Raw genomic sequence first — 21,406 nt, forward strand, 5'->3', positions numbered from 1 at the left:
AATCATTCGCCTGAGCGGGGGAGCGGCACAACCGCTTCTCGCTTACGCCATCGTCCCCAAAGACGGTGGCCGACGGCGGAATACATCGCGCCCGCAACCACGACAAACGCACCGAGATAACCCATCAGGTTCAACAGCGGTCTGGCGAAAACGTCGGGCCAGGCCAGTGATAATAAATCTGAAAATAGCAGCGTAAACAGCGGCGTTAAGGTAATCAACGCGCTCACCTGCGCCGCCTGCCAGCGCGCCATCGCTTCCGCCAGGGCGCCGTAGCCGACCAGGGTATTGAGCCCGCAAAAAACCAGACAGGCCAGCTGCCAGTCGCTTAATGCCAGCACCTGCGAAGGCTTCGCTAATGGCAATAGCGATATCGTACATAAAGTGTACAGCAAAAAAAGGATTTGCTGTGATGCCAGACGGCGCAATAACACCTTTTGCGCGACGCCGTAGCACACCCACACCGTCGCCGCACCTACGCCGAAAATTACCCCCCACGTGTAGTCCGTCAGGCGGGTAAAAATCTCGATCAGGCTGGTGTTAAAAAACATCACCAGACCGCTCACCAGCATCAGCGCACCCACAACCTGAGTGCCGCGCATTTTCTCTTTAAGGACAAAAACGCTGGCCACCATCATGCCGACCGGAGACAGCTGGCCAATCACCTGGGAAGCGGTGGGGCTGAGATATTGCAAGGAAGAACTAAACAGAATGAAGTTACCGAACAAACCCGCTGTCGCAATAACCAGCAGTACCAACCACCGCGGCTTGCGAAAAATCCGCAGCGGGGGCAGCTTTCTTTTCATGGCGAGGATAGCGCCAAGACCAAAACTTGCCATCAAAAAGCGGTAAAACACCACCGTCGGCGGTTCCATCACTTCAAGAACCTGCTTCATTGCTATCGGCAGGGCACCCCAGCACATCGCCGTGGTGAGCGCTAAAATAATGCCGATGCCGGCCTGCTGCTTCATGCCCGTTTTCCCTGCAGAAAATTTTCCGGGGTTTCAATGTAAAAAGCCCCGCAACACGTTGCGGGGCTTTAATCCGTTACCGGACCACGAAAAACTTACTCAGCAACGATGCTGATGTATTTACGGTTGTTCGGGCCTTTAACTTCGAATTTCACTTTACCGTCTGCTTTAGCAAACAGAGTGTGGTCACGACCGCAACCTACGTTAGTGCCAGCGTGGAATTTGGTACCACGTTGACGAACGATGATGCTACCCGCCAGAACGGATTCGCCACCGAAACGCTTAACGCCCAGGCGTTTAGCTTCTGAATCGCGACCGTTACGAGTTGAGCCGCCAGCCTTTTTATGTGCCATTTAAATCTCTCCTCAGGTCTTAGGCGCTGATGCCAGTAATTTTCACATCAGTGAACCACTGACGATGGCCCTGCTGCTTACGGTAGTGTTTACGACGACGAAACTTAACGATTTTAACTTTCTCGCCACGACCGTGTGCAACAACTTCAGCTTTGATTACGCCGCCCTCAACGAAAGGAACGCCGATTTTAATTTCTTCACCGTTTGCGATCATCAGCACTTCTGCGAACTCAACAGCTTCGCCAGTTGCGATGTCCAGCTTTTCCAGGCGAATGGTTTGACCTTCGCTTACTCGGTGTTGTTTACCACCACTTTGGAAAACCGCGTACATATAAAACTCCGCTTCCGCGCACCTCTTCGTATGATTCAGAGTGCGCTATAAATATTCACAATAGGGCGCGAATATTACGCAAAACGCGAGCCTTTGACAAGAGCGATCAGCGATCAACGCAGAAAAAAAACACAACTTTCACTCCAGCGTTTAACTACGGCAATTTTTCAGTACAATCATAGCTTCTTTTAATTCTGTCTTAATCCTTCTGTGATCCCATTCGGATACGCGGTAACAGGACATTTGGCCCGGCTTTTGCGATGAATTTAGAAAAAATCAATGAGTTAACCGCGCAGGATATGGCGGGCGTCAATGCGACAATTCTTGAGCAACTCGACTCTGATGTTCAGCTTATCAATCAGTTAGGCTATTACATTGTTAGCGGAGGCGGTAAACGCATTCGCCCGATGATCGCCGTACTGGCCGCGCGTGCCGTTGGATATCAGGGAAACGCTCACGTCGCCATTGCCGCGCTGATCGAATTTATCCATACCGCCACCCTGCTGCATGATGATGTCGTCGATGAGTCTGATATGCGCCGGGGAAAAGCCACCGCAAACGCCGCTTTTGGCAATGCGGCTAGCGTGCTGGTCGGTGATTTTATCTACACCCGCGCCTTTCAGATGATGACCAGCCTTGGGTCATTGAGAGTGCTGGAAGTGATGTCAGAAGCCGTTAACGTCATTGCCGAAGGGGAAGTCCTGCAGCTGATGAACGTTAACGACCCGGATATCACTGAAGAAAACTACATGCGGGTCATTTACAGCAAGACCGCACGTTTGTTTGAAGCCGCAGCCCAGTGCTCCGGCATTCTGGCCGACTGCAGCGCGGAACAAGAAAAAGCGTTACAGGATTACGGACGCTATCTGGGTACCGCTTTCCAGCTGATTGACGATCTGCTTGACTACAGTTCAGACGGTGAGCGTCTGGGTAAAAACGTCGGTGACGATCTGAATGAAGGCAAACCCACCCTTCCGCTGCTGCATGCTATGCAACACGGCAACGCAGAACAGTCCGCCATGATCCGTGGGGCGATTGAGCAGGGTAATGGCCGTCATCTTCTCGACGCCGTACTGGAAACGATGGCAACCTGCGGCTCGCTGGAATGGACCCAAAAACGCGCGGAGGAAGAGGCTGATAAAGCGATTGCCGCGCTTCAGGTCCTTCCCGATTCTCCGTGGCGTGAAGCGCTAATCGGTCTTGCCCACATCGCTGTGCAACGCGATCACTAACCCCTCCTCTTGCTTTCCCGCGCAAACCGCGGGAAAGTTCCAGTAAGCGTCAAAAAACCAAGATCCAGCCGTATCCCTTGATATATTCCTAATATCAAACCCATTAAAAGAACTTGTTAGAACATTACTGGAACCCGCGGTATAGTCATTTTGTCGTCCATTAAGGACGCCAGGCATGTTTATTACCAGGAGAATTTATGGATAAGTTCATCGACTGGCATCCGGCGGATATTATTGCCGGATTACGCAAAAAAGGGACGTCGCTGGCAGCTGAATCGCGGCGTAATGGTTTAAGTTCTTCAACGCTCGCCAATGCACTGACCCGGCCCTGGCCCAAGGGCGAGCTGATTATTGCTAACGCGCTGGAAACCGATCCGTGGGTAATATGGCCATCGCGCTATCACGATCCCCATACCCATCAGTTTATCGACAGAACGCAAATGATGCGCCCAAGGAAGAACAACAAGTAAAGCGAGGTTGCAGACAACAGCCCCCGGACAAACGTCAGAGGGCTGCTGCTACAGGCTTATATGGCTTATTCGCCTTTGACGCGTTCGATATTCGCACCCAGCGCCTGAAGCTTGTCTTCGATACGTTCGTAGCCGCGGTCAATGTGGTAAATACGATCGACAATCGTCGTACCTTCCGCAATACAGCCCGCCAGTACCAGGCTGGCTGACGCACGCAGATCCGTCGCCATCACCTGGGCGCCAGAAAGCTGCTTCACGCCGTGGCAAATCGCCGTATTGCTTTCGATTTCCGCATGCGCGCCCATACGGATCAGTTCCGGGATATGCATGAAACGGTTTTCGAAGATCGTCTCGGTGATCACGCCGGTGCCCTCGGCAACCAGATTCAGCAAGGTGAACTGAGCCTGCATGTCGGTCGGGAAGCCTGGGTGTGGGGCAGTACGCACGTTGACGGCCTTCGGACGATTGCCGTGCATGTCCAGGCTAATCCAGTCTTCGCCCGTTTCGATATCCGCACCGGCGTCGCGTAGCTTGGCCAGAACCGCATCAAGGGTATCCGGCTGGGCATTGCGGCACAGGATCTTACCGCCAGAAATCGCCGCCGCCACCAGGAACGTCCCGGTTTCAATACGATCCGGCAGAACGCGGTAGACGCCGCCGCCGAGGCGCGCTACGCCTTCGATGGTGATACGATCGGTACCCTGACCTTTGATCTTCGCACCCAGCGTGTTGAGAAAGTTCGCGGTATCGACAATTTCCGGCTCGCGCGCGGCGTTTTCGATAACGGTCGTACCTTCCGCCAGCGTCGCAGCGCTCATGATGGTCACGGTAGCGCCAACGCTGACCTTATCCATCACAATATGCGCGCCTTTCAGACGTCCATTAACCGACGCCTTGACATAACCCTCTTCCAGCTTGATTTCCGCACCCAACTGCTCAAGGCCGGTAATGTGTAAATCAACGGGGCGCGCGCCGATGGCGCAGCCGCCGGGAAGAGAAACCTGCCCCTGGCCAAAACGCGCCACCAGCGGTCCCAGCGCCCAAATAGACGCGCGCATGGTTTTGACGAGGTCATACGGAGCACAGAAAACGTCGACCGGGCCGGCATCGATCCATACGGAGCCGTTGCGCTTAACGTTCGCGCCCAGCTGGCTCAGCAGCTTCATGGTGGTATCGATGTCTTTCAGCTTCGGTACGTTTTGGATCTCAATCGGCTCTTCGGCTAATAGCGCGGCAAAGAGGATTGGCAGGGCGGCGTTTTTCGCGCCGGAAATGGTGACCTCGCCCTGAAGACGAGTTGGCCCCTGAACACGGAATTTATCCATTGATTCTGTTCTCTGTTAAGAATTCACATACGCTGCGGGGAACATCCCCACAGCTTATAAGCCATTAAGTTTGCGGTCTCGCGCCCACTCCTGCGGAGTAAACGCTTTAATCGACAGAGCATGGATGCGGTTATCGGCAATATATTCCATCAGCGGGGCATAGATAGCCTGTTGCTTCTTGACCCGACTCATGCCGTCGAACATCTCACCCACAGCAATAACCTGAAAGTGGCTGCCATCGCCAGAGACGTGGACTTCCTGAAGGGAGAGTGCGTTCATCAGCACGGTCTGAATTTCATGATTTTCCATGGGCTACATTTATCTGATAGTGAAAACAGCCCAACATCTTAGAGGAAAGTGGCGCCGTCTTAAACAAGCAAAAAGCCCCATCGAAAAGTTTGATGGGGCTTTCAGAATAGCTTCAGCACTAAGGCACTGAAAAAGTTATGGGATCATATCAGCAGGAAGGTTATACAACCTGACCAGGGTTTGCAGATTTTCACTCTTCCCGGTCAATTTAGCCTTCCCACCCTGCCGACGAACCAGTGCGATAAAATGCACTAATAGCGCCAGCCCGGCGGTGTCCACGCGGGTCACGGCGCTCAGGTCGATGGCAGACACGCCATCCGTCGCCTGCGCGCGCGCTTCCCACAGCGGGACCAGAAGATCCTGGTCCAGCTCTCCGCGCAGCGCCAGCGTCTCACCATCGCGAGCCCAGCTCAGCTGCCCGGTCATTATTTTTTCTGTTCCAGAGTAATCGGCTGCGCTGAGCTTGCCTTCAGCTGCGCCGTCAGACCATCAACGCCTTTAGTACGCAGCAGATCGCTCCACTCGTTTTGTTTAGTGGTGATCATGCTCACCCCTTCCGCAATCATGTCGTACGCCTGCCAGTTACCGGTCTGGGTATTTTTACGCCACTGGAAATCCAGGCGCACCGGCGGACGGCCATTCGGATCAAGGATGGTGACGCGGATAGGAACAATGGTCGCGCTGCCCAACGGCTGCTCAGGGGCAATCTGATAGGTCTGACCGTGATACATCGCCAGCGCCTGGCCATAGGCCTGCTTCAGATATTCGCGGAAGGCGGCAAAATAGGCTTCACGCTGCGCCGGGGTCGCTTCTTTGTAATAACGACCTAACACCAGCGCGCCGGCGTATTTCACCTGAACATAGGGCAGCAGTTCCTGATCGACGATATCGCGCAGGTAGTTCGGATTAGCCTGAATCTTCGGCTGCTCGTTCTTGAGGCGATCGAAGGTTTTCTGCGCCGCTTCGTCCATCAGCTTGTACGGATTGGACTGATCCGCGGCGGTGGCCGCAGTCAAAGGTGCAATCACCAGCATGGCGACCATTAGTAAGCGTTTAAACATATCTTAACTCTCCTGAAATTAGTGCGTCGTGCCGGCTGGCGGCGTAGCGTCAGTATGACTCTCTCCAGCAGCCTGTTCATCGCCAGAATTCTTATTGTCGCTACCTTTACTGTTATAAAGGAACTGGCCTATCAAATCTTCCAGCACCATTGCGGATTTGGTGTCCTGAATGGTACCGCCATCTTTAAGGATAGTGGTTCCCAGCTCAGGATCTTCAAACCCGATGTTCATCGCCAGGTACTGTTCGCCCAGCAGACCGGAAGTTCGGATCGCCAGCGAGCTGGTATCCGGAATATGGTTGTAGCGCTCATCAATATCGAGCGCGACGCGAGGCAGGTAGGTCTTAGGATCGAGCGTAATATCCGCCACGCGTCCAACGACAACGCCGCCAATCCGCACCGGAGAGCGCGCTTTCAGACCGCCGATATTGTCAAAAGTGGCATAGAGCCGATAAGTCGGTTCGGTACGTAAAGAGGTTACGTTTGCCGCCTTCAGGCAGACAAACAGCGCGGCCAGCAGCGCAACCAGTAAAAACACCCCTACCCAGATTTCATTTTTTCTCGTTTGCATGAACTCAATTCCCAAACATCAGCGCAGTCAGCACAAAATCCAGCCCCAGAACCGCCAGCGACGCATGCACCACGGTACGCGTCGTCGCCCGGCTAATCCCGGCGGAAGTGGGGATAGCGTCATAACCGTTAAATAACGCGATCCATGTTACCGTAATGGCGAAAACCAGGCTCTTAATCAGGCAGTTAACCAGATCCATCCGCCAGTCAACGGCATTTTGCATCGCGCTCCAGAAGAAGCCGCCATCGATGCCCTTCCAGCTGACACCAACCAGCGAGCCGCCCCATACGCCGACCGCCACAAAAATAATCGTTAACAACGGCAGTGAAATCACCCCCGCCCAGAAACGCGGAGAGATCACGCGGCGAAGCGGGTCGACCGCCATCATCTCCATACTGGAGAGCTGTTCCGTTGCGCGCATCAGGCCAATTTCAGCAGTCAGCGCCGAGCCGGCACGCCCGGCAAACAGCAGCGCGGCGACCACCGGCCCCAGCTCACGCAGCAGCGACAGCGCCACCAGCATGCCCAGACTGGTTTCGGCGCTATAGGTGGTCAACACCAGATAGCCCTGCAGACCCAGCACCATACCGATAAACAGCCCCGATACAATGATGATCAGCATCGATAGCACGCCAACGTTGTATAGCTGACGCACCAGCAGCGGCGCATGCTTGCGAAACTCAGGCTTGCCCACAACCGCGTTGAAGAGCATTAATCCAGCACGCCCGAACGTCGCGATAGTTTTTATACCGCGATGCCCAAGCGCGGCTAGCGCATTTAACAACATGAGTCGCTTAACTCCCTTTGCCCAATAAATCATGATGATAATCCCCCGCCGGATAGCGGAACGGCACCGGGCCGTCGGCGATACCATCAATGAACTGACGGACCCGAGGGTCGGCATTTTCACGCAGCGACTGCGCGCTCCCATGCGCTACGACCTTTTTGTCCGCCACGATATATGCAAAGTCCGCGATGCTGAGCACCTCCGGCACATCATGCGAAACCACGATACAGGTGACACCCAGGGTGCTATTGAGTTCAGAAATCAGCTTCACCAGTACCCCCATCGTAATGGGGTCCTGCCCGACAAAGGGCTCATCGAACATGATTAAATCAGGTTCGAGCGCAATCGCCCTCGCCAGGGCGGCACGGCGCGCCATGCCGCCGGAAAGCTCAGAAGGCATCAGCTTCGCGGCTCCGCGTAGCCCGACGGCTTCCAGCTTCATCATCACCGTGGTGTGCAGCAGCGCTTCCGGCAAACGCGTATGCTCGCGCAGGGGATAAGCGACGTTATCGAACACATTCAGATCGGTGAACAGCGCGCCGGACTGAAACAGCATGCTCATGCGCTTGCGGACGGTATACAGGCGCGAACGCGACATCTGCGGTACGTTTTCACCATCAAACAGGATCTCGCCTTTATCGGGCGGGATTTGACCGCCGATGAGACGTAACAGGGTGGTTTTGCCGATCCCTGATGGCCCCATTATCGCGGTGATCTTGCCGCGGGGTACCGATAGCGAGATATCATCGAAGATCACGCGATCGCCCCTCGAGAAGCGAATACCGCGAACTTCGACTAGATTCGCCGAACTCTGGCTCATAAAATCATCCTTACTAGACACCCGTCGGGCTAAGCATGGCGCTTTCTTTCACCACAAACCCAACATTTTTACAGAATCTTACCCGCCCGGGTTAGCGAAAGCTGGCATTTGTTTTACTTTTGGCACACATAAAGTCAAAATTAAGAATTCGTTACGCTGCCTACGGACGGCCAGCGAGGCAACGATTATACCTGAAGAAAGGACTTTAGATGCTCTTAGCGACGGCTCTGTTAATTATTGGTTTATTGCTGGTTGTCTACAGCGCCGATCGTCTGGTCTACGCCGCTTCAATACTCTGCCGTATGCTGGGGATCCCTCCCCTGATTATTGGCATGACGGTGGTCAGCATCGGTACCAGTTTGCCGGAAGTGATTGTTTCCGCCGCCGCTTCCCTGCATGGGCAAACCGATCTGGCGATCGGCACCGCTCTCGGATCGAATATCACCAATATCCTGCTGATCCTCGGCCTCACCGCGCTGTTTCAACCTTTTACCGTGCATTCTGATATCCTGCGCCGCGAATTGCCGTTAATGTTGCTGGTCAGTTTACTGGCAGGTTTTGTGCTGTACGACGGCCAGCTTACGCGGATAGACGGCCTTTTTTTGCTGGCGCTGGCCATTCTGTGGCTGCTGTTTACCCTTAAAATTGCCCGCCTTGCGGAACGCCAGGGTAACGACAGCCTGACCCGTGAACAGCTGGCGGAGCTGCCGCGAGAAGGCTCGCTTCCCGTCGCGCTGCTCTGGTTGGGCGTCGCGATGATTGTGATGCCGATGGCTACGCGGATGGTGGTCGATAACGCCACGGTGCTGGCAAACTTTTTTGCTATCAGCGAACTGACCGTCGGCTTAACGGTCGTCGCTATCGGCACCAGCCTGCCCGAACTGGCCACGGCCATCGCCGGAGCGCGAAAAGGCGAAAATGACATCGCTATCGGCAATATCATTGGCGCTAATATTCTTAATATTGTACTGGTCCTCGGGCTCCCCGCGCTGATTGCGCCAGGCACCTTTGCCGCCGAGGCCTTTACCCGCGATTATGGCGTCATGCTGCTGGTCAGCCTGATCTTCGCCGCGCTGTGCTGGCGCCGTAAGCAGCAGCCAGGTCGCCTTGCCGGTGCCCTGCTGCTGGGTGGTTTTGTGCTTTGGTTAGCGATGCTGTACTGGACAGCGCCGCTCTTCGTTGAATGATTCGGGATAACATTATGTCGCAAATAGATTTGCCAGCGGATTTTGACTTTCAACGGGCAGGCCGCGAGGTTCTGGACATTGAACGTGAAGGTCTGGCCCAGCTCGATCAATACATTAATGAAGATTTTACCCGTGCCTGTGAGACCATTTTCCGCTGTACCGGTAAAGTTGTGGTGATGGGAATGGGGAAATCCGGCCATATCGGGCGAAAAATGGCAGCCACTTTCGCCAGTACCGGAACGTCATCTTTCTTCGTTCATCCCGGTGAGGCCGCGCACGGCGATTTAGGCATGGTAACTCCATGCGACGTGGTGATCGCGCTATCCAACTCGGGCGAGTCAAATGAAATCCTCGCCCTGATTCCGGTGCTTAAGCGCCAGCAGGTGGCGCTGATTTGTATCACCAGCCGACCGGAAAGCAGCATGGCGCGCGCGGCGGATATTCATCTGTGCGTGAAGGTGCCCAAAGAGGCCTGCCCGTTAGGGCTGGCCCCCACGTCAAGCACCACCGCCGCGCTGGTCATGGGCGATGCCCTTGCCGTAGCGCTGCTGGAAGCCCGCGGTTTTACCGCTGAAGATTTTGCGCTATCGCACCCCGGCGGCGCTCTGGGCCGTAAGCTACTGCTGCGGGTCAATGATATCATGCACACCGGCGATGAAATTCCGCACGTTGGCCTGGAGGCCACGCTCCGCGATGCGTTGCTGGAAATCACGCGCAAAAATTTAGGCATGACCGCCATTTGCGATGATGAAATGAATATCATCGGCATCTTCACCGATGGCGATCTGCGCCGCGTATTTGATACCGGCATTGATATGCGTAACGCCAGTATTGCCGAAGTGATGACGCGAGGCGGAATCCGCATCCGTCCCGGCACGCTGGCCGTTGATGCGCTGAACCTGATGCAGTCCCGTCATATCACCTGCGTGCTGGTTGCTGATGGCGACCGTCTGGTAGGTGTGATACATATGCACGATCTCCTGCGCGCGGGCGTAGTGTAAGTAAGGAAAAAATAATGAATAATGCTGATGCCCTGATAGCGACCTGCTACGGGCCGGTAAGCCAGGACTTTCTTGACCGGGCGGCGAAGATCCGTTTATTGATACTTGATGTAGACGGCGTTTTGTCCGACGGTCTTATCTATATGGGTAACAACGGCGAAGAGCTGAAGGCGTTTAACGTGCGCGACGGCTACGGTATCCGCTGCGCCCTGACTTCAGATATTGAAGTGGCGATAATTACCGGGCGAAACGCTAAACTGGTGGAAGATCGCTGCCAAACGCTGGGCATTACGCATCTCTACCAGGGGCAGTCGGATAAGCTGCTGGCGTTTCGTGAACTACTCAATAAACTGGCCGTTAGCGCGGATGAAGTCGCCTATATTGGCGACGATCTGATCGACTGGCCGGTGATGGCTGAAGTGGGTTTAAGCATAGCGGTAGCCGATGCGCATCCGTTGCTGCTCCCGCGCGCGGATTACGTTACTCGTATCAACGGGGGTCGCGGAGCGGTACGCGAAGTGTGCGATTTGCTACTATTGGCGCAGGGCAAGCTGGATGAGGCCAAAGGGCAATCTATATGAGTAAAACCAGACGTTGGGTTATCATTTTACTGTCGCTGGTCGCGCTGATCCTGATCGGCCTGAACCTGGCGAGTACGGACGATACCACCCAGCAAGCGATCAATCCTGACGATCCAACGTATACCAGCGAGCATACTGATACCGTCGTGTATAGCCCCGAAGGAGCGCTTAACTACCGGCTCATCGCGGAACACGTGGAGTATTTTTCCGAACAGCAGCTCTCGTGGTTCACAAAACCGGTGATGACCACCTTTGATACCAATAAAGTACCAACCTGGTCTATCAAAGCGGATAAAGCTAAGTTGACGAATGACCGCATGCTGTATCTTTACGGGCACGTTGAGGTAAATGCGCTGACGGCGGATTCTCAACTGCGCAAAATTACGACGGATAACGCCCAGATAAACCTGGTGACGCAGGATGTTACCTCCGATGACATGGTGACGTTGTACGGAACAACATTTAATTCCAGCGGCCTGAAAATGCGCGGGAACCTGCGCAGTAAAAATGCCGAGCTGATTGAAAAGGTTAGAACCTCATATGAAATTCAGAACAAACAAACTCAGCCTTAAGATTGCGCTCGCCAGCGCCTTACTGGCCGCCAGCCTGTCGGCACAGGCAAAGACAGGTGATACCGATCAGCCGATTCACATTGAATCCGATCAGCAGTCGCTGGATATGCAGGGCAACGTCGTCACCTTTACGGGGAATGTTGTCGTCACTCAGGGAACGATCAAAATCAACGCCGACAAAGTTGTTGTGACCCGTCCGGGTGGAGAGAAAGGCAAAGAGGTTATTGATGGCTACGGTAACCCGGCCACCTTCTACCAGATGCAGGACAACGGTAAGCCGGTAAAAGGCCGCGCGTCGAAAATGCATTATGAACTGCAAAACGACTTTGTCGTCCTGACCGGCAATGCGCATCTGGAACAGATCGATAGCAATATCCAGGGCGACAAAATCACTTACCTGGTGAAAGAGCAAAAAATGCAGGCCTTCAGCAATAAAGGCGGGCGCGTGACCACGGTTCTGGTTCCTTCGCAGCTGCAGGACAAGGGTAGCGATCAGTCAAAGAAGGGTAAGTAATTCGTTATGGCAACATTAACTGCAAAGAATCTTGCTAAAGCCTATAAAGGCCGCCGCGTTGTAGAAGACGTCAGCCTGACCGTGAATTCGGGCGAGATTGTTGGTCTGCTCGGTCCGAACGGTGCCGGTAAAACCACCACGTTCTATATGGTCGTTGGTATCGTACCGCGCGACGCCGGCAACATTATCATCGATGATGAAGATATCAGCCTGCTACCCCTGCACGCGCGCGCGCGTCGCGGAATCGGCTATTTGCCGCAGGAGGCCTCCATATTCCGCCGCCTGAGCGTTTACGATAACCTGATGGCGGTACTGCAGATTCGCGACGACCTGAGCAACGAGCAGCGTGAAGACCGGGCGAAAGAGCTGATGGAGGAGTTTCACATTGAGCATCTGCGCGATAGCCTCGGCCAGGCGCTCTCCGGTGGTGAACGCCGCCGCGTCGAGATCGCCCGCGCGCTGGCCGCTAACCCGAAATTTATCCTGCTGGATGAACCCTTCGCCGGCGTGGACCCCATCTCCGTCATTGATATCAAACGCATTATTGAACACCTGCGCGACAGCGGTCTTGGCGTCCTGATAACCGACCATAACGTCCGGGAAACGCTGGCCGTGTGTGAGCGTGCTTATATCGTCAGCCAGGGCCACCTGATAGCTCACGGTACGCCACAGCAAATCCTTGAAGACGAGCAGGTTAAGCGCGTGTATCTTGGGGAAGACTTCAGACTCTGATAGGGTAGAGGTTACAGACGTTTTAGCCGGAGATATTGGCCCTGAATATGAAGCAAGGTTTGCAATTAAGGCTAAGCCAACAGCTTGCCATGACGCCACAACTGCAGCAGGCGATTCGTCTACTGCAGCTGTCCACGTTAGAACTCCAGCAAGAACTCCAGCAGGCGCTGGACAGCAACCCGTTGCTGGAGCAAACCGATCTTCACGATGAGGTAGAAACCAAAGAGGCCGAAGATCGTGAGTCTCTGGATACCGTCGACGCCCTTGAGCAGAAAGACATGCCCGAAGAGCTGCCGCTTGATGCCAGCTGGGATGAGATTTACACCGCCGGAACGCCGTCAGGCAACGGCGTTGATTATCAGGATGATGAACTGCCCGTCTACCAGGGCGAGACCACGCAAAGCCTGCAGGATTATCTGATGTGGCAGGTTGAACTGACGCCCTTCACCGATACCGATCGCGCGATCGCGACCTCTATCGTCGATGCCGTTGATGATACTGGCTACCTGACCGTTCCTGTCGAAGACATCGTGGAAAGTATTGGCGATGATGAAATCGGGCTTGAAGAAGTAGAAGCGGTTCTCAAGCGCATTCAGCGTTTCGATCCCGTCGGCGTGGCAGCAAAAGATTTACGCGATTGCCTGCTGGTGCAGCTTTCACAGTTTGCCAAAGAGACGCCGTGGATTGATGAAGCTCGCCTGATCATCAGCGATCACCTTGATCTGCTTGCCAATCACGACTTCCGTAGCCTGATGCGCGTGACCCGCCTCAAAGAAGACGTGCTAAAGGAAGCGGTAAATCTGATCCAATCGCTGGATCCGCGCCCGGGCCAGTCGATCCAGACTGGCGAGCCAGAATATGTCATTCCTGACGTTCTGGTGCGTAAAGTGAACGATCGTTGGGTCGTTGAGCTCAATTCAGATAGCCTTCCGCGCCTGAAGATCAACCAGCACTATGCCGCCATGGGTAACAGTACGCGCAATGACGCTGACGGCCAGTTTATCCGCAGCAACCTGCAGGAAGCGCGCTGGCTTATCAAGAGCCTCGAGAGCCGCAACGACACCCTTCTGCGCGTCAGCCGCTGCATTGTCGAACAGCAGCAGGCTTTTTTTGAACAAGGTGAAGAGTTTATGAAACCGATGGTGCTGGCGGACATCGCTCAGGCCGTCGAAATGCATGAATCCACCATTTCACGCGTTACTACGCAAAAATACCTGCACAGTCCGCGCGGTATTTTTGAGCTGAAGTATTTCTTCTCCAGCCATGTAAACACCGAAGGCGGCGGCGAAGCATCGTCGACGGCCATTCGTGCGCTGGTGAAGAAATTAATCGCCGCGGAAAACCCCGCGAAACCATTGAGTGACAGTAAGCTCACCACCCTGCTATCCGATCAGGGTATTATGGTGGCGCGGCGAACCGTTGCTAAGTACCGAGAGTCTTTATCCATTCCGCCGTCAAATCAGCGTAAGCAGCTGGTTTGACCCAACCGATAAGGAAGACACTATGCAGCTCAACATTACAGGACACAACGTTGAAATAACCCCCGCGATGCGCGATTTCGTTACCACGAAGTTCAGCAAACTGGAGCAGTTTTTCGACAGGATCAACCAGGTCTACATTGTGTTAAAAGTGGAGAAGGTGACGCAAATAGCGGACGCCAATCTGCATGTCAACGGTGGTGAAATCCATGCCAGTGCGGAAGGGCAGGATATGTATGCTGCGATCGATGGTCTTATCGATAAGCTGGCAAGACAGCTAACAAAACATAAAGATAAACTGAAACAACACTAATTGTCCGGGCAATAGCCTACGCCAACCGCCCGCAGGCGGTTGGCCAGGAGAGCTCAGGTGAAATTATGATAAATAACGATTCGGCTCTACAACTGAGCAATGTCCTTAACCAGGAATGTACCCGTAGCCAGGTTCACTGCCAGAGCAAAAAACGCGCGCTGGAAATCATCAGCGAGCTGGCGGCAAAGCAGCTAGGCTTACCGCCCCAGATCGTCTTCGAGGCGATCCTTACCCGTGAGAAAATGGGCAGTACCGGGATTGGCAACGGTATTGCGATCCCACACGGTAAACTCGAAGAGGATACGCTGCGGGCCGTGGGCGTTTTTGTTCAGTTGGAAACCCCAATTGCCTTCGATGCTATCGACAATCAACCCGTCGATCTGCTGTTTGCCCTTCTTGTCCCGGCCGATCAAACTAAAACGCATCTGCATACGCTCTCGCTGGTGGCGAAACGTCTGGCAGATAAAACTATTTGCCGCCGCCTGCGCGCTGCGCAAAGTGATGAAGAGCTGTATGAAATCATTACTGAAGCGGGAAGTAATAATGAGGCGTAACGGAAGTCGCACCTTACTCTTTTTCGTACTGAGGAGAAACGGTACATGGTACTGATGATCGTCAGCGGCCGTTCAGGGTCGGGGAAATCCGTCGCCCTGCGAGCGCTGGAAGATATGGGTTTTTACTGCGTCGATAACCTGCCGGTTGTGCTGTTGCCCGAGCTGGCGCGCTCGCTCGCCGACAGAAACATCTCGGCAGCCGTCAGTATTGACGTACGTAACATGCCCGAGTCGCCGGAAATCTTCGAGCAGGCGATGAAAAATCTGCCCGCAGAATTTTCACCTCAGCTGCTGTTCCTGGATGCCGATCGTAACACCCTGATTCGCCGCTACAGCGACACGCGTCGTTTACATCCTCTGTCCAGTAAAAACCTGTCGCTGGAAAGCGCCATCGATGAAGAGAGCGACCTGCTGGAGCCTCTGCGTTCCCGCGCCGACCTGATCGTCGATACCTCAGAAATGTCGGTGCATGAGCTGGCAGAAATGCTGCGCACGCGTTTATTAGGCAAACGCGAGCGCGAACTGACGATGGTGTTTGAATCCTTTGGCTTTAAGCACGGTATACCTATCGATGCCGACTACGTTTTTGACGTGCGCTTTCTGCCGAACCCGCACTGGGATCCGAAGCTGCGTCCCATGACCGGCCTCGATAAGCCCGTCGCCGCCTTCCTCGACCGGCACACGGAAGTTCACAATTTTATCTACCAGACCCGCAGCTATCTTGAGCTATGGTTACCTATGCTGGAGACCAATAACCGCAGCTATTTGACGGTGGCCATTGGTTGTACCGGTGGTAAACACCGTTCGGTTTACATCGCCGAACAGCTGGCTGACTACTTCCGCTCGCGCGGTAAGAACGTGCAGTCTCGTCATCGGACGCTGGAAAAACGCAAATCATGACCGTTAAGCAAACCGTTGAAATCACCAATAAGCTGGGCATGCACGCTCGCCCGGCGATGAAGCTGTTTGAATTAATGCAGAACTATGATGCCGAGGTGCTGCTGCGTAATGATGAAGGTACCGAAGCGGAAGCAAATAGCGTGATTGCGCTGCTGATGCTCGATTCAGCTAAAGGGCGTCAGATCGAGATTGAAGCCAACGGCCCACAGGAAGTGGAGGCGCTGGCAGCGGTTATCGCGCTGTTCAACGCCGGGTTTGATGAGGATTAGCTTTCATTCCCCCGGCGGCAGCGTGCCTTCCGGGTTACCGGTTGTGAAATCATCAATGCAGCTTATTCGCCTGCATAAACCCTTCCCCACCTAACTGCCTCATCTGGCGCAGGATCCACGCCTGACGGCTGCGAACATAACCCGATGGCGCATCGGCGCGGAAGCGTATTGGGTTAGGCAGCACCGCAGCGAGCAGCGCGGCTTCGGAAGCCGTCAGTTTACTGGCCGGTTTGTGAAAATAGCGCTGCGACGCGGCTTCAACGCCAAACGTCCCCTCACCAAATTCAGCGATATTGAGATAGACCGTGAGGATCCGCTTTTTACTCCATACTGTCTCAATGCCGACGGTCAGTCCCGCCTCCAGCCCTTTTCTCAGCCAGCTGCGGCCGTCCCACAGAAACAGGTTTTTTGCCGTCTGTTGCGACAAGGTTGAGGCGCCGCGAATGCGGTTCTCATTGCGTTCATTATGCGCCAGCGCCTTCTCAATGGCCGTGACGTCAAATCCCCAGTGTTCCGGGAATTTCTGATCTTCTGCGGCAATAACCGCCAGCCCCATCCACGGCGAAATTTCATCCATGTCCACCCAGTCGGAATGGGCGAGGTAATGAAAATCCCCTGAAAGCCAGGCGCCGACCTGTCGCTCCAGCATCACCGCCGAAAAAGGAACAGGTACGAAGCTAAACAGGGCAATCCCGCCGCCCCATAGCACCGCACAAGCCAACAATAGCCTCAGCACGAAGCGCTTAATTAACCGCAACGGCGAAAAGCGAAATGTCATGCCGTCAGAACCAATACGCGAGAGACCAGTTTTTCAATGCCACTCGCCGCTTCGGCAATGTTCTGCGCCAGCATATACGCGGGGGTCGTCACCACTTTGTTGTCTTCATCCACCACAATATCGTCGACCGGGCAAGGCACGTGTTCAGCCCCCATCTCCTCAACCGCGTCGGCAGTATCAAGATCGGTACCAATGGTCACGCGTAGCGGTATAGCAAATATTTTCGGCAACAGTGCCGGAGCGATACAGATAAAGCCCAGCGGTTTACCCGCCTGATGCATCGCCAGCGCCAGCGCCTTGAGATCGCGATCGACTTCACATTCGCTCCCCTGTGAAGCAAAGCTGCTGAGGTTCTTTGCTGCACCAAAACCGCCGGGCACGATCAGCGCATCCAGCGCATCCGCTCGGGCATTGGCCAAAGGCTGAATCTCTCCGCGTGCGATACGCGCCGCTTCCACAAGCACATTACGGCTTTCCGCCTGCGCTTCGCCGGTCAGGTGATTGATAACATCGGTTTGCACTTTATCTGGCGCATAGCAGATGGCCTGAGCGCCGCTGCGGGCTATTGCCAGCAGAGTAATGACGGCTTCATGAATTTCACTTCCGTCATAAACGCCGCAGCCGCTCAGCACCACACCAATTTTCTTCATCACATCAGCCCCTTAGTACAAGTTTATGAAAGCAGTCAAAAATTTTGAATTACTCGCTATGCTTCACATATTTTACTGTTTCATGTAACAAACTATTTAAGGTTTGCTATCTTAATGAGCGAGTAAGCCAAATCCTCAGGTTGCGCCGTGTAAAAAAATCACTCAAATGATTCTGGCGTAACGACCAGTTCCCTGGTGTTGGCGCAGTATTCGCGCACCCCGGTTTATCCGGGGTCATTTTTTATCTGCCGCCGCGACCCACGCTTTCAGCACCGCGACATCGTTTTGCCACTCTGATTTCATCTCTTCAACCCATTCACCCACGTTATCCGACCACGCAGGTAAATCCGGCGTTTGAATCTGCTGCCCTAACTGCTGGATATGGCGCAAACCGATTGAGCCCGCAGCCCCTTTAATCTTATGACCCTCATCGACAATGCCTTTCTGGTCGCGAGCGGTTAAATTGGATTCCAGGACTGCCAGGTAGCCCGGCATCATTCTTTCAAAAACGGCCAGACCGTCATTAATCAGCTTCGGCCCTACCAGTTCGATATACTGCTCAAGCATCGGAATATCCAGTACAGAAGCCGATTTACTGCTATCTATAGATGGCATTGCATTCTCCTCTTCTTCCGGCGCATCCCAGAATTTTTTGATAATCGCGGTTAATGCCGGAACCGATAATGGCTTACTAAGAACATCATCCATTCCCGCATCCAGATACTCATTCTTGTTCTTCAGCACGTTAGCGGTAAGCGCCACCAGCGGCGGGAGCTCATCGGCGGCAAAGCGTTGTTTCAGCTGACGAGAAATATCGAGTCCAGTCATATCCGGCAGCTGAATATCAAGCAGAACCAGATCGTACTCGCCGGGTACAAACATCTCCAGCGCAGCCTTGCCGGTCATCGCCACATCCACGCTGTTGCCCAGCTTCTCCAGTACCGAGCGCGCCACGATCACGTTGAGCTCAATATCTTCCACCAGCAGCACGTTCAGCGCAGGTAATGGCATTTCATCTTCCGCCAGCGTGTCCTCGACCTCTTCAGCCACGGCCGGAGCGTGTACGGTAAGCGTAAAAGTCGCGCCTTTACCCGGGAGGCTGGTAACGCAAATATCACCGCCCATATTCCTCGCCAGGCGCCGCGATACGGCGAGGCCGATGCCGGTGCCCGTCGCTGGCTTGCCGCCCTGGCTATCTTTCACCTGGTAATACATGGCGAAAATTTTATCCTGTTCCGCTTCAGGGATGCCAATCCCTGAATCTTCTACTTCAAAGTGCAGGATATCGCCTTCGTCGTAGCGCACGCGGACGTTCACATTCCCGCCTTGCGGAGTAAATTTCACGGCATTACTAATAAGATTCCACAAGATTTGGCGTAAACGCGTTCCGTCGGTGATCACTTTATGCGGCAGCGGAAGCGTGGGGTCCAGCACAAAATGCAGGCCTTTCTGCTGCGCCTGCAGGCCGGAGAGGTTTTCCAGGTCGGCCAGGAAGCCGGTAAAGTCCACCGGCTGGTTATCCAGCTGAATTTTACGCCGCTCCATCTTATCCATCTCAATAATATCATTGAAGATATTACCCAGCGTTACCGCTGAGACGTGGATGGTTTTCAGGTATCTTTCCTGTTCATCGGTAAGATCGGTATCCAGAAGGATTCGACTAAGGCCTACGATGCCGTTAAGCGGCGTACGCAGCTCATGGCTGATCGTTGAGATAAAGGTGGTCTTATCACGGCTGGCCCGCTCCAGCGCGTCCTGATAGCGCTTACGCTCCGTAATATCGCGGCCAAACCCCATCAGGCCGCGCCGCTTACCGACGCGGTCATAATAAGGCACTTTGCGGATTTCAAAGCAGGCCTTGCGCCCGTCCGGATAATCCAGCCACTGCTCGTAGGTGAGCGATACGTTATGGCGGAAGACTTTCTCATCCGTCTCCAGCACTTTCTCCGCCACCTCTTCGCTGTAAACATCCTGCGGCTTAAGATGAATAAGCTGCTTTTCACTTTTACCGGTCAACAGTTCCATCGCTCGGTTACAGCCAGAAAACTCTTTATCTTCATTACGATAGAAAACCAGGTCCGGAGAGGCATCCAGGAAGGAGCGCAAGAAGGAGGATTGCTGTTCCAGCTGAATTTGCGCCTCTTCACGCTCTTTCATCTCAATTTTCAGCTGCTCAAGCGTCGTTTCACGTTCCGCTTCCGCCTTTTCACGTTCGCCGATTTCCTGATTAAGCTGGGCGATGTTGTCCTTAAGCTGCACATTCAGCTTGAGATCGCGTTCGCGCATCTCCTCCAGTTTCTCCACCAGCCTCGAGAGGCGCTGCCGGGACTCTTCCAACTGCTCAACCACCACCGACAGGAAATAGACCGCCCACGGGGTAATCAGCAAGCCAAAGAAGATGGAGCGGATCACATCAATACTTTCCACCTGGCCGTGCAGCACCATCGTCACGGCCATCTGCACAACGATCGCCAGCACCACCAGCGCAAAGGCCAGCAGCATTGAAAAGCGCACCAGACCCAGCTTCATCATCAGGTCAACATAATACTGCGCCAGCATACGGATTTGCTTCATAAGGGATTCCTTCGCGACAACTTCGCACAATAATACTCAATTCTGAGCAAGACGCTGTAAGTTGTGCCAAAAATGCGGGAAGGATTGTAGTTACGCGCCTGACGGTGGAGAGCCGTCAGCCGGAAATGACGTTATTCGGCAGCAGCCGGAGAGATCCAGCAACGCCCGATGGCTGACCCCTGCACGCCGTATTCATTGAGATATTTATCCAGCTCAACCATCCCGGTCCAACGGTTCTCACACCACAGCGGCGCCAGCAGCGTCGGGCGTCGGGCGCTGGCGGAGATACGGTGATAAATCACGTCTGGCGGAGTATGGCGAATCATCTCTCCTGCGGTGACCGTATACGCTTCCAGCGCAATACCGTTTAACCTGCCGGCCTGCCACGCCCTGGCCATAATACTGCCCTTCACAATATGAAGTGGATGCAGCTTAATGCCGTCTACGCCGGTCTCCACCACCTGCGCTAAGGTCTCCAGGCATTCACGCTGCCCTTCGCCCGGCAGGCCCACGATAAGGTGGCTACACACTTTGAGGCCGCGCTCGCGTGCCAGACGGGTGGTTCGCTGATAGCAGGCAAAATCGTGGCCGCGATTGATTCGGTGCAGCGTTTTATCATGCGCGGTCTGTAGCCCCAGCTCGAGCCAGACTTCATACCCCTGCTCCCGATATTCAGTCAGCAGATCCAGTACCGCGCCGGGGACGCAGTCCGGGCGAGTCCCTACGCATAGCCCGACAATATTCGCCTGGCTGACCGCCTGCTGATACATGGCGCGCAGCACCTGCACCTCGGCAAAAGTGCTGGTATAAGCCTGGAAATAGGCCAGATAGCGCTTTGCGCGATTCACCCGCTGCGCCTGATGGGCCAGCTGTTCAGCAATCGAGCGGTGCTGCTGCTCTTCATCGGCAAAAGAGGCGACATTACAGAACGTACAGCCGCCGCGACCAATAGTGCCATCGCGATTTGGGCAGCTAAATCCACCATGCAGCGTCAGTTTATGAACCTTTTCACCATAGCGGCGCATAAGATCCCCACCAAACATATTGACTAATTTTTGTAACTGCATAATCTGATAG

The 21,406-nt window shown here is 54.3% G+C and carries 27 protein-coding genes; 13 read left to right on the plus strand and 14 right to left on the minus strand.

Annotation, left to right across the window (positions count from 1 at the left end; translation table 11 throughout):
• Positions 1–2: 2 nt before the first annotated feature.
• The 3 genes from F8562_RS13275 to rplU form a co-directional block, all read right to left on the minus strand.
• A complete protein-coding gene (locus F8562_RS13275) occupies positions 3–968 on the minus strand; it encodes a DMT family transporter (RefSeq protein WP_014226981.1) in 966 nt (321 codons plus the stop codon).
• 95 nt (positions 969–1,063) lie between these two features.
• Complete coding sequence (rpmA, locus tag F8562_RS13280) at positions 1,064–1,321, minus strand: 50S ribosomal protein L27 (protein WP_003861831.1); 258 nt, start codon at positions 1,319–1,321, stop codon at positions 1,064–1,066.
• 19 nt (positions 1,322–1,340) lie between these two features.
• Positions 1,341–1,652: a 50S ribosomal protein L21 gene (gene rplU, locus F8562_RS13285; RefSeq protein WP_004106123.1), complete on the minus strand. Its 312-nt coding sequence runs from the start codon at positions 1,650–1,652 to the stop codon at positions 1,341–1,343.
• A gap of 260 nt (positions 1,653–1,912) precedes the next feature.
• Here rplU and ispB point away from each other — a divergent pair, with 260 nt between their 5' ends.
• Complete coding sequence (gene ispB, locus F8562_RS13290; protein ID WP_004854564.1) at positions 1,913–2,884, plus strand: octaprenyl diphosphate synthase; 972 nt, start codon at positions 1,913–1,915, stop codon at positions 2,882–2,884.
• 197 nt (positions 2,885–3,081) lie between these two features.
• On the plus strand, positions 3,082–3,354 hold the full coding sequence (sfsB, locus tag F8562_RS13295) for a DNA-binding transcriptional regulator SfsB (protein ID WP_004854566.1): 273 nt from the start codon (positions 3,082–3,084) through the stop codon (positions 3,352–3,354).
• A gap of 65 nt (positions 3,355–3,419) precedes the next feature.
• On the opposite strand, the gene murA is transcribed toward sfsB, so the two are convergent.
• From murA to mlaF, 7 genes are all read right to left on the minus strand, one after another.
• Positions 3,420–4,679 carry a UDP-N-acetylglucosamine 1-carboxyvinyltransferase gene (gene murA, locus F8562_RS13300; protein WP_004854569.1) on the minus strand — a complete coding sequence of 420 codons (1,260 nt, stop codon included), beginning with the start codon at positions 4,677–4,679 and terminating at the stop codon, positions 3,420–3,422.
• A gap of 54 nt (positions 4,680–4,733) precedes the next feature.
• Positions 4,734–4,988 carry a BolA family iron metabolism protein IbaG gene (ibaG, locus tag F8562_RS13305; RefSeq protein WP_004106141.1) on the minus strand — a complete coding sequence of 85 codons (255 nt, stop codon included), beginning with the start codon at positions 4,986–4,988 and terminating at the stop codon, positions 4,734–4,736.
• A 135-nt stretch (positions 4,989–5,123) separates the two neighbouring features.
• Positions 5,124–5,414, minus strand: a complete 291-nt coding sequence (gene mlaB, locus F8562_RS13310; RefSeq protein WP_094909417.1) for a lipid asymmetry maintenance protein MlaB — start codon at positions 5,412–5,414, stop codon at positions 5,124–5,126.
• Positions 5,414–6,049 carry a phospholipid-binding protein MlaC gene (gene mlaC, locus F8562_RS13315; protein WP_004125682.1) on the minus strand — a complete coding sequence of 212 codons (636 nt, stop codon included), beginning with the start codon at positions 6,047–6,049 and terminating at the stop codon, positions 5,414–5,416. Before mlaC ends, mlaB begins: the two co-directional genes overlap by 1 nt.
• A gap of 18 nt (positions 6,050–6,067) precedes the next feature.
• Positions 6,068–6,619 carry an outer membrane lipid asymmetry maintenance protein MlaD gene (gene mlaD / locus F8562_RS13320; protein ID WP_014226983.1) on the minus strand — a complete coding sequence of 184 codons (552 nt, stop codon included), beginning with the start codon at positions 6,617–6,619 and terminating at the stop codon, positions 6,068–6,070.
• A gap of 4 nt (positions 6,620–6,623) precedes the next feature.
• Entirely contained in the window at positions 6,624–7,406 is a 783-nt protein-coding gene (gene mlaE / locus F8562_RS13325) for a lipid asymmetry maintenance ABC transporter permease subunit MlaE (RefSeq protein ID WP_004125690.1), read from the minus strand.
• Positions 7,407–7,413: 7 nt separating this feature from the next.
• Positions 7,414–8,226 carry a phospholipid ABC transporter ATP-binding protein MlaF gene (gene mlaF / locus F8562_RS13330; protein ID WP_004125691.1) on the minus strand — a complete coding sequence of 271 codons (813 nt, stop codon included), beginning with the start codon at positions 8,224–8,226 and terminating at the stop codon, positions 7,414–7,416.
• Positions 8,227–8,435: 209 nt separating this feature from the next.
• Here mlaF and F8562_RS13335 point away from each other — a divergent pair, with 209 nt between their 5' ends.
• The 11 genes from F8562_RS13335 to npr all read left to right on the plus strand — a co-directional run bounded on the left by F8562_RS13335 (position 8,436) and on the right by npr (position 16,327).
• A complete protein-coding gene (locus F8562_RS13335; RefSeq protein ID WP_004854581.1) occupies positions 8,436–9,413 on the plus strand; it encodes a calcium/sodium antiporter in 978 nt (325 codons plus the stop codon).
• Complete coding sequence (kdsD, locus tag F8562_RS13340; RefSeq protein ID WP_160741439.1) at positions 9,410–10,414, plus strand: arabinose-5-phosphate isomerase KdsD; 1,005 nt, start codon at positions 9,410–9,412, stop codon at positions 10,412–10,414. Before F8562_RS13335 ends, kdsD begins: the two co-directional genes overlap by 4 nt.
• A 14-nt stretch (positions 10,415–10,428) precedes the next feature.
• The gene (kdsC, locus tag F8562_RS13345) at positions 10,429–10,995 is read left to right on the plus strand and encodes a 3-deoxy-manno-octulosonate-8-phosphatase KdsC (RefSeq protein ID WP_004854584.1); all 567 of its coding nucleotides are present in this window, start codon (positions 10,429–10,431) and stop codon (positions 10,993–10,995) included.
• Complete coding sequence (gene lptC, locus F8562_RS13350; protein ID WP_004854587.1) at positions 10,992–11,567, plus strand: LPS export ABC transporter periplasmic protein LptC; 576 nt, start codon at positions 10,992–10,994, stop codon at positions 11,565–11,567. The genes kdsC and lptC overlap by 4 nt, the downstream gene beginning before the upstream one ends.
• Positions 11,536–12,081 (plus strand): lipopolysaccharide ABC transporter substrate-binding protein LptA, encoded by a 546-nt coding sequence (lptA, locus tag F8562_RS13355; RefSeq protein ID WP_004125703.1) that lies wholly within the window; start codon positions 11,536–11,538, stop codon positions 12,079–12,081. The genes lptC and lptA overlap by 32 nt, the downstream gene beginning before the upstream one ends.
• Before the next feature lie 6 nt (positions 12,082–12,087).
• Complete coding sequence (gene lptB, locus F8562_RS13360) at positions 12,088–12,813, plus strand: LPS export ABC transporter ATP-binding protein (protein WP_004125705.1); 726 nt, start codon at positions 12,088–12,090, stop codon at positions 12,811–12,813.
• Between the two features lie 47 nt (positions 12,814–12,860).
• Entirely contained in the window at positions 12,861–14,294 is a 1,434-nt protein-coding gene (rpoN, locus tag F8562_RS13365) for an RNA polymerase factor sigma-54 (protein ID WP_004854591.1), read from the plus strand.
• A gap of 22 nt (positions 14,295–14,316) precedes the next feature.
• Positions 14,317–14,604, plus strand: coding sequence for a ribosome hibernation promoting factor (hpf, locus tag F8562_RS13370; protein WP_004125711.1), 288 nt, complete (start codon positions 14,317–14,319; stop codon positions 14,602–14,604).
• A gap of 65 nt (positions 14,605–14,669) precedes the next feature.
• On the plus strand, positions 14,670–15,158 hold the full coding sequence (ptsN, locus tag F8562_RS13375; RefSeq protein ID WP_004854593.1) for a PTS IIA-like nitrogen regulatory protein PtsN: 489 nt from the start codon (positions 14,670–14,672) through the stop codon (positions 15,156–15,158).
• Positions 15,159–15,203: 45 nt separating this feature from the next.
• Positions 15,204–16,058: an RNase adapter RapZ gene (gene rapZ / locus F8562_RS13380; protein ID WP_004106169.1), complete on the plus strand. Its 855-nt coding sequence runs from the start codon at positions 15,204–15,206 to the stop codon at positions 16,056–16,058.
• The gene (gene npr, locus F8562_RS13385) at positions 16,055–16,327 is read left to right on the plus strand and encodes a PTS phosphocarrier protein NPr (RefSeq protein WP_004106170.1); all 273 of its coding nucleotides are present in this window, start codon (positions 16,055–16,057) and stop codon (positions 16,325–16,327) included. Before rapZ ends, npr begins: the two co-directional genes overlap by 4 nt.
• Positions 16,328–16,379: 52 nt before the next feature.
• On the opposite strand, the gene mtgA is transcribed toward npr, so the two are convergent.
• From mtgA to F8562_RS13405, 4 genes are all read right to left on the minus strand, one after another.
• Entirely contained in the window at positions 16,380–17,105 is a 726-nt protein-coding gene (gene mtgA / locus F8562_RS13390) for a monofunctional biosynthetic peptidoglycan transglycosylase (RefSeq protein WP_014226984.1), read from the minus strand.
• Positions 17,102–17,755 carry an isoprenoid biosynthesis glyoxalase ElbB gene (gene elbB, locus F8562_RS13395; protein ID WP_014226985.1) on the minus strand — a complete coding sequence of 218 codons (654 nt, stop codon included), beginning with the start codon at positions 17,753–17,755 and terminating at the stop codon, positions 17,102–17,104. Before elbB ends, mtgA begins: the two co-directional genes overlap by 4 nt.
• Positions 17,756–17,989: 234 nt before the next feature.
• Positions 17,990–20,329, minus strand: a complete 2,340-nt coding sequence (arcB, locus tag F8562_RS13400) for an aerobic respiration two-component sensor histidine kinase ArcB (RefSeq protein WP_014839635.1) — start codon at positions 20,327–20,329, stop codon at positions 17,990–17,992.
• 131 nt (positions 20,330–20,460) lie between these two features.
• Positions 20,461–21,396 carry a TIGR01212 family radical SAM protein gene (locus F8562_RS13405; protein WP_014226987.1) on the minus strand — a complete coding sequence of 312 codons (936 nt, stop codon included), beginning with the start codon at positions 21,394–21,396 and terminating at the stop codon, positions 20,461–20,463.
• Positions 21,397–21,406: the final 10 nt, after the last annotated feature.

The organism is Klebsiella sp. RCJ4, from assembly GCF_009025755.1.
Classification (GTDB): domain Bacteria; phylum Pseudomonadota; class Gammaproteobacteria; order Enterobacterales; family Enterobacteriaceae; genus Klebsiella; species Klebsiella michiganensis.

Coding starts and splice junctions, on each gene's coding strand:
- F8562_RS13275 (WP_014226981.1), bottom strand. CDS start 968: ATGAAGCAGCAGGCCGGCATCGGCATTATTTTAGCGCTCACCACGGCG.
- rpmA (WP_003861831.1), bottom strand. CDS start 1,321: ATGGCACATAAAAAGGCTGGCGGCTCAACTCGTAACGGTCGCGATTCA.
- rplU (WP_004106123.1), bottom strand. CDS start 1,652: ATGTACGCGGTTTTCCAAAGTGGTGGTAAACAACACCGAGTAAGCGAA.
- ispB (WP_004854564.1), top strand. CDS start 1,913: ATGAATTTAGAAAAAATCAATGAGTTAACCGCGCAGGATATGGCGGGC.
- sfsB (WP_004854566.1), top strand. CDS start 3,082: ATGGATAAGTTCATCGACTGGCATCCGGCGGATATTATTGCCGGATTA.
- murA (WP_004854569.1), bottom strand. CDS start 4,679: ATGGATAAATTCCGTGTTCAGGGGCCAACTCGTCTTCAGGGCGAGGTC.
- ibaG (WP_004106141.1), bottom strand. CDS start 4,988: ATGGAAAATCATGAAATTCAGACCGTGCTGATGAACGCACTCTCCCTT.
- mlaB (WP_094909417.1), bottom strand. CDS start 5,414: ATGACCGGGCAGCTGAGCTGGGCTCGCGATGGTGAGACGCTGGCGCTG.
- mlaC (WP_004125682.1), bottom strand. CDS start 6,049: ATGTTTAAACGCTTACTAATGGTCGCCATGCTGGTGATTGCACCTTTG.
- mlaD (WP_014226983.1), bottom strand. CDS start 6,619: ATGCAAACGAGAAAAAATGAAATCTGGGTAGGGGTGTTTTTACTGGTT.
- mlaE (WP_004125690.1), bottom strand. CDS start 7,406: ATGTTGTTAAATGCGCTAGCCGCGCTTGGGCATCGCGGTATAAAAACT.
- mlaF (WP_004125691.1), bottom strand. CDS start 8,226: ATGAGCCAGAGTTCGGCGAATCTAGTCGAAGTTCGCGGTATTCGCTTC.
- F8562_RS13335 (WP_004854581.1), top strand. CDS start 8,436: ATGCTCTTAGCGACGGCTCTGTTAATTATTGGTTTATTGCTGGTTGTC.
- kdsD (WP_160741439.1), top strand. CDS start 9,410: ATGATTCGGGATAACATTATGTCGCAAATAGATTTGCCAGCGGATTTT.
- kdsC (WP_004854584.1), top strand. CDS start 10,429: ATGAATAATGCTGATGCCCTGATAGCGACCTGCTACGGGCCGGTAAGC.
- lptC (WP_004854587.1), top strand. CDS start 10,992: ATGAGTAAAACCAGACGTTGGGTTATCATTTTACTGTCGCTGGTCGCG.
- lptA (WP_004125703.1), top strand. CDS start 11,536: ATGAAATTCAGAACAAACAAACTCAGCCTTAAGATTGCGCTCGCCAGC.
- lptB (WP_004125705.1), top strand. CDS start 12,088: ATGGCAACATTAACTGCAAAGAATCTTGCTAAAGCCTATAAAGGCCGC.
- rpoN (WP_004854591.1), top strand. CDS start 12,861: ATGAAGCAAGGTTTGCAATTAAGGCTAAGCCAACAGCTTGCCATGACG.
- hpf (WP_004125711.1), top strand. CDS start 14,317: ATGCAGCTCAACATTACAGGACACAACGTTGAAATAACCCCCGCGATG.
- ptsN (WP_004854593.1), top strand. CDS start 14,670: ATGATAAATAACGATTCGGCTCTACAACTGAGCAATGTCCTTAACCAG.
- rapZ (WP_004106169.1), top strand. CDS start 15,204: ATGGTACTGATGATCGTCAGCGGCCGTTCAGGGTCGGGGAAATCCGTC.
- npr (WP_004106170.1), top strand. CDS start 16,055: ATGACCGTTAAGCAAACCGTTGAAATCACCAATAAGCTGGGCATGCAC.
- mtgA (WP_014226984.1), bottom strand. CDS start 17,105: ATGACATTTCGCTTTTCGCCGTTGCGGTTAATTAAGCGCTTCGTGCTG.
- elbB (WP_014226985.1), bottom strand. CDS start 17,755: ATGAAGAAAATTGGTGTGGTGCTGAGCGGCTGCGGCGTTTATGACGGA.
- arcB (WP_014839635.1), bottom strand. CDS start 20,329: ATGAAGCAAATCCGTATGCTGGCGCAGTATTATGTTGACCTGATGATG.
- F8562_RS13405 (WP_014226987.1), bottom strand. CDS start 21,396: ATGCAGTTACAAAAATTAGTCAATATGTTTGGTGGGGATCTTATGCGC.